The sequence below is a fragment of the Agriterribacter sp. genome (genome assembly GCF_035444585.1).
Classification (GTDB): Bacteria; Bacteroidota; Bacteroidia; order Chitinophagales; family Chitinophagaceae; genus Agriterribacter.
Map to the genome: position 1 here is coordinate 1 of NZ_DAOMOZ010000259.1, position 5,906 is coordinate 5,906.

Genomic DNA, 5,906 nt, shown 5'->3' on the forward strand with positions numbered 1-5,906 from the left:
CATGATCGGGTTTTACCGTTCCCGCCGCATCTACCATTTCCTGCTGGAACATGCCGTTCTGGTGCAATACAAATGCAGCGATGCCCGGTATAACAACAATTAAGGGTACCAGCAGTTTTAAAAATGCTGCAAACAGAATTCCTTTTCTCGCTGTTTCCAGGTCGGCGCCCAGCGTGCGCTGAATAATATACTGGTTACAGCCCCAGTAGTTCAGGTTGTTGATCCACATAGCGCCAATAATAACCGTTAAGCCCGGTAAATCTTTGTAGTACGGATTATCCTGCTTCAGTATCATGTGGAAATGAGAATCAGCCTGTGCTTTTAATGTTCCGAAGGCACCGAATATATCGGGCTTGCCAAATTCTTTTGCCACCAGGTCTAGCGCTAAATAGGTAGTGATCAGTCCGCCAATGATAAGCACTATTACCTGCACCACATCGGTGTACCCGATCACCTTCATACCGCCAATAGTAATTAAAATAGCGAAAAGCGCCAGGGCTACAACCGCTACATTAAAATCAATGCCGGCGGTTACTTCCAGGGCCAGTGCGCCGAGGTAAATGATGGAAGTGAGGTTGACGAATATGTATAATAATAACCAGAACACGGCCATTGTAGTGGCTACAACCGGGTTATAGCGTTGCCGCAAAAACTGCGGCATTGTATATATCTTGTTCTTAAGATATACGGGCAAAAAGAAAACGGCAACAACGATCAGTGCTGCCGCTGCCATCCATTCATACGATGAAATGGCCAATCCAATAGCAAAACCCGATCCCGACATGCCAATGAAATGTTCTGCCGATATATTGGAAGCGATCAGCGATGCGCCAATAGCCCAATAGGTAAGTGATCCCTCGGCAAGGAAGAAACCTGAGGCAGTATTGGACTTGTTCGTTTTCTTTTTATATATCCAGTAACCGTAACCGCCAATGATGACGAGGTACATAAAAAAAACCAGGTAATCTAATGTGTGCAAGCCGGTTTGGTTCATCGTTAGGGGTTATTAAGTGAGTGGTGAGTGGTGAGTAGTGAGTGGTCAGTGGTGAGTGGTGAATAGTGAATAGTGAGTGGTGAGTGGTGAGCGGCTCTCATCTCTCACTTCTTCTCTTTCACTTCTCACCTTCTCATTGTATTTTTATTATTTCGTCCATCTTCACGGCCCTGTTTTCCTTCAAGGATATGCCTGCGGCAAGTCCTATGGCGGTGGCCATAAGCCCATCGTGTGCATCTACCGGTGAAGGCGTATCGTTCAGCACACAATCAATAAATGATTGCATGCAGGTACGGTAGGCTTTTTCATAGCGTTCCAGGAAAAAGTAGAGCGGCAATGCAGTTTGCCCTCCTTCATTTCCATATTGCATTACATTATCGGGCGTATTGTTTTCTGCTTTCGCCATTCCTTTTGAGCCGAATATCTCAAGCCTTTGGTCGTACCCGTAAACCGTTTTACGGCTGTTGTCAATTACGCCGATAGCGCCGTTCTCAAATGTAAGTACGATCACGGCTGTGTCTATATCGTTGTATTGTTTTATACGCGGATCTATGAGGGCATCTCCCTTTACAAATACCTCTTTCACTTCACTGCCCGTAATAAAGCGGGCCATATCAAAATCGTGGATGGACATGTCGAGAAAAAGCCCGCCCGATACTTTTACATATTCCAACGGGGGAGGAGCGGGGTCGCGGCTGGTGATCCGCAAAATATGCGGTTCGCCAATGGCGTCGTTCTTTACCAGCGACCCGATCCTGGCAAAGTTAGGATCGAACCTGCGGTTAAAGCCCAGCATGAGCTTTACACCGTTTTTTTTTACCGCCTCTTGGGCAGAAAGGATAGCAGGAAGGGTAACATCCAGCGGCTTCTCACAGAACACATGTTTTTTCGCCTGTGCGGCAGCGATAGTATAAGGAACATGTTGGGGAGTGGGAGCGCAGATGATCACCGCCTCCACATCCGGATGGTCGATCACTTCCTCTGCATGGGTGGTTACCTGTGCTATGCCCAGCCGTTTGGCATAATCATGTGTACCGGGGAAAACATCAGATGCAATGACCACTTCCGCGTTTTGTGTATTGTACAGCAGGTTGGAGAGGTGTATCTGCCCGATACGCCCGAGCCCGATCACGCCGGTCTTTAATTTTTTTGACATGTTATGATTTGAGATTTTGCATTTGAAAACTGATGTCTTACCACTTACGACTTACCACTAAAACTTCCTCGTCCATTCCTTCAGCCATCTTTCAATCACCACTTTGGTTTGCGTAAAAAATTCAACGGCATGTTTACCCTGACCGTGCAGGTCGCCAAAAAAACTTTCTTTCCAACCGCTGAAAGGAAACTGCGCCACCGGCGCCGCCACACCTATATTGATGCCAATATTGCCTGCGTCTGCTTCATTCCTGAACCTGCGGGCATGCAATCCGCTGCTGGTAAATATGCAGGCCATATTGCCATATTTGTTCCCGTTCACATAAGCAATGGCTTCTTCAATGCTGTTGATGTGCATCAGGCTCATTACGGGTCCAAATATTTCGGTAGCGGCAATTTCTCCATGAAGCGGTATGTCTTCGAGGATGGTAGGCTGTATAAAATTACCTTTTTCATAGCCGGAAATTTTAGCGTTCCGGCCATCCAATAATAATCTGCCTCCTTCCTGTATGCCTTTTTCTATAAGACTGTTCACCCGTGCTTTACTGTCGGCTGTAATTACAGGCCCCATCTGCACGTTTTCATCAAGCCCAAACCCGGTGCTGCGTTTTCGGCTCATTTCTACCAGGTTTTCTGTAATATTTGAATGTTCGCCAACGGTAATGATGGTAGATGCGGCGAGGCAGCGCTGGCCGGCGCAGCCATACACGCTGTCTACCACAATTTGTGTGGTCATGTCTATATCTGCGTCGGGCAGGATGATCACAGGATTTTTTGCACCGCCCTGCGCCTGCATACGCTTGCCATTGGCAGCGCCTTTTGCATATACATAACGGGCAATGGCAGACGAACCCACAAAGCTTACTGCTTTAATGCCCGGATGTTCGAGTATGCCGTCAACAACTTCTTTCCCGCCATGCACCATATTAATTACTCCCGCAGGTAAATCTAATTTGGCTACCAGTTCCATTACTTTGGTCATGGTAAGCGGCACTTTTTCTGAAGGTTTGATGATGAATGTATTCCCGCATGCGATGGCATAAGGCAGGAACCAAAAGGGTATCATGCCGGGAAAGTTAAAGGGTGAAATACAGGCACAAACACCAAGCGGCTGGCGGATCATATATTCATCAATACCCAGGGAAATGTCTTCCGAAAAGTCGCCCTGCATCAATGCGGGTATGCCACACGCATTTTCTACATTTTCAATAGCGCGCACCCACTCTGCTTTGGATTCGGCATAGGTTTTCCCCGACTCGAGCGTAATGGTCCTGGAAAGCTCATCAATGTTTTCTTCCAGCAGGCTTTTTAGCCGGAAAAGATACTGGATCCGCTTTCCTGCCGGCAAACGTTTCCATGTGGCAAAAGCTTTTTCGGATGATTGAACGGCGGCATCCACATCGGCGGGAGTACCCGAAGGAACTTCAGCGAGCACTTCCTGGCTTGCAGGATTTGTTACGTTCACATACCTGGCTGCATTGCTGCTTACCCATTGTCCGTTGATATAATTTCTTAATTTTTCCATATTATGTTGTATTGACTTTAATCTGTAAAGGCGATCAGCAGTCAGCTTTGGGCAAAGAATCTATTCATTCTGCTGTTAGTAGCAGGGAATCCCTGCAACTTGTAACCTGTACCCTGCAACCCGCACCTTCCCGTCCGACGCTCCTTCATCGCGTACCGACCGCAGCATTTTCACAGTCCGCCCCGTTCATCTGTAAACCGCATCACTTCTTCCAGTGTTGGCATAAAGTTAGCGCAACCTTCCCGCGTAACAATAATGGCGCCGCAGGCATTGCCCATGCGCACACTTTTATACAGATCCCAGCCATTCAGGTAACCATATGAAAATCCTCCTGCAAAGGCATCTCCTGCACCAAGCACATTCAGCACTTCCACCGGGAAGCCGGGAACCTTTACTTCTGCTTTTCCCTTCTCAAATACAGAAGCGCCGTCTTTTCCTCTCTTCACAATAAGGGTATCAATGCCGGTGGCTATAATATTTTGTATGGCTTTGTCAATATTGCCTTTGATCTCGGGAGCCGATATTTGCTGGTGTTTGATAGATACCTGGCTGATATCGGTGAGATAAGCGGCCAGTATTTCTTCTTCAGTACCGATCACGATATTAAACTGCGGTAAGATCGTGCGGATGATTATGCCAAAAGCACGCGGGTCGTGCCATTGATCGGCCCTGAAATCGAGATCCAGTAGTTTTACAACAGCATTTTTCTTTGCCAGCTCCAGGGCGTAGAACATGGCAGTGCGGCTGGGGTCTTTGCTCAACGCCGTACCTGAAAAGATAGCCGCTTTAAAATCATTGAAAGGAATTTTATCTATATGCTCAATATCCAAATGTATATCTGCGCAGTTGTCGCGGTAATATACCAGTGGAAATTTATCCGGGGGCTCAATCCCCAATATAACAGCCGAGCTCCGGGTACCTTCTATCGTGGGTATAAAACCGGTGATCACGTTTTCCTTTTCTAAAAAACGTTTAATGAATGCGCCAACCTGGTCGTTGCCAATACCTGTGAGCAGCGCGGTTTTTAATCCGAGCCTTGTAGCTCCTACTGCTATATTGGTTGGACATCCGCCCACAAAGGCATTAAAAGCCGAAATGTCGGTAAAGGGTCTGCCCACATCCGCTGAATACAGATCAATAGAAGATCGCCCGATAGTAAGCAGGTCATATTTTCTTTGTAAGTTCATAATTTCAAATCTGAAATTTCAAATCTCAAATTGTATTGTTCATTTCCGCTGTTACCATAGGGAGCCGCGGGTCCTGTCCCTTCCAGGTGCCGAATATCCATTCCTGCTGCGGGTCGGGCGTGTTTGCCAAAGACTGATCGCTGCCCGCAAGAAAGTTAAGGTAATATACATTGTATCCATGCCCGGCAACGACCGGGTGATAGCCCTTTGGCACCAGCACTGCATCGTTATTGTGCACCTTTATTACTTCATCCAGTGAGCGATCATCTGTATACACCTGCTGAATGGCAAAGCCGTTTGGCCTGTCTATTTTATAAAAATATATCTCTTCCAGTTCCGCTTCCAGCAGGTTGCCATTGGCATCTACCTTGCGTTCATCGTGTTTGTGCGCAGGATAGGAGCTCCAGTTGCCCGACGGCGTATAAACCTCCACGCATACAATTTTATGGCAGTTGAACCCCGGCTGAAGCAAACTGTTGATCTGACGGTTGGCATTATCACCTCCCCTGAATTCAATTGCAGCTTCCTCCGGTTGCTTTAAATACGGAGGATGATCTTCATTGGTAGCTACACGGCAAATTGCTATGTCCGTATGGGGGGCTTGTGCGGTAAGCGTAAAGCTGGTATTGCGGGAAAGATACAAAGTATGGGCGATGCCACTGAATACATCTTTTCTGCCATTGCGGGTTTCCCATTCGCCTTTATTGGAGCTCACTTTAAAATTACCACCCAGTAAAACGATGCAATATTCATTTTCACCGGTATCTTCTGAAAATGTTTCATGGTTATCCAGCAGCCTGGCTTCAAAGTTGAGATAGCTCCATCCTGCATCCTGTGCAGTGAAATGATGATACCTTTGGCTTCCGGTATTGGGACTGACAAGCAAATTTTGATATGGCATCCGTACTGTTTTACTAAGGTAAACTTACCATTATAATTCTATTTAAACAGTTTATATGGGGCCGCAAACGTTTGAAATTTTTTGAGTTGAGAAAAAAACGGAACTTGGGCTGTGATTAGGTCAGCCAAATATGAATAAACCTGT

At 46.7% G+C, this 5,906-nt stretch carries 5 protein-coding genes; all 5 read right to left on the minus strand.

Annotated elements, in window-relative coordinates:
* On the minus strand, window positions 1-994 hold a 994-nt coding region (locus PLH26_RS19370; protein ID WP_324587672.1), incomplete at its 3' end, for a sodium:solute symporter family transporter.
* A 133-nt stretch (window positions 995-1,127) separates the two neighbouring features.
* On the minus strand, window positions 1,128-2,150 hold the full coding sequence (gene iolG / locus PLH26_RS19375) for an inositol 2-dehydrogenase (protein ID WP_324587673.1): 1,023 nt from the start codon (window positions 2,148-2,150) through the stop codon (window positions 1,128-1,130).
* 57 nt (window positions 2,151-2,207) lie between these two features.
* Entirely contained in the window at window positions 2,208-3,674 is a 1,467-nt protein-coding gene (locus PLH26_RS19380) for a CoA-acylating methylmalonate-semialdehyde dehydrogenase (RefSeq protein ID WP_324587674.1), read from the minus strand.
* A 170-nt stretch (window positions 3,675-3,844) separates the two neighbouring features.
* A complete protein-coding gene (gene iolC / locus PLH26_RS19385) occupies window positions 3,845-4,861 on the minus strand; it encodes a 5-dehydro-2-deoxygluconokinase (RefSeq protein WP_324587675.1) in 1,017 nt (338 codons plus the stop codon).
* A gap of 25 nt (window positions 4,862-4,886) precedes the next feature.
* Window positions 4,887-5,762: a 5-deoxy-glucuronate isomerase gene (iolB, locus tag PLH26_RS19390; protein WP_324587676.1), complete on the minus strand. Its 876-nt coding sequence runs from the start codon at window positions 5,760-5,762 to the stop codon at window positions 4,887-4,889.
* Window positions 5,763-5,906: the final 144 nt, after the last annotated feature.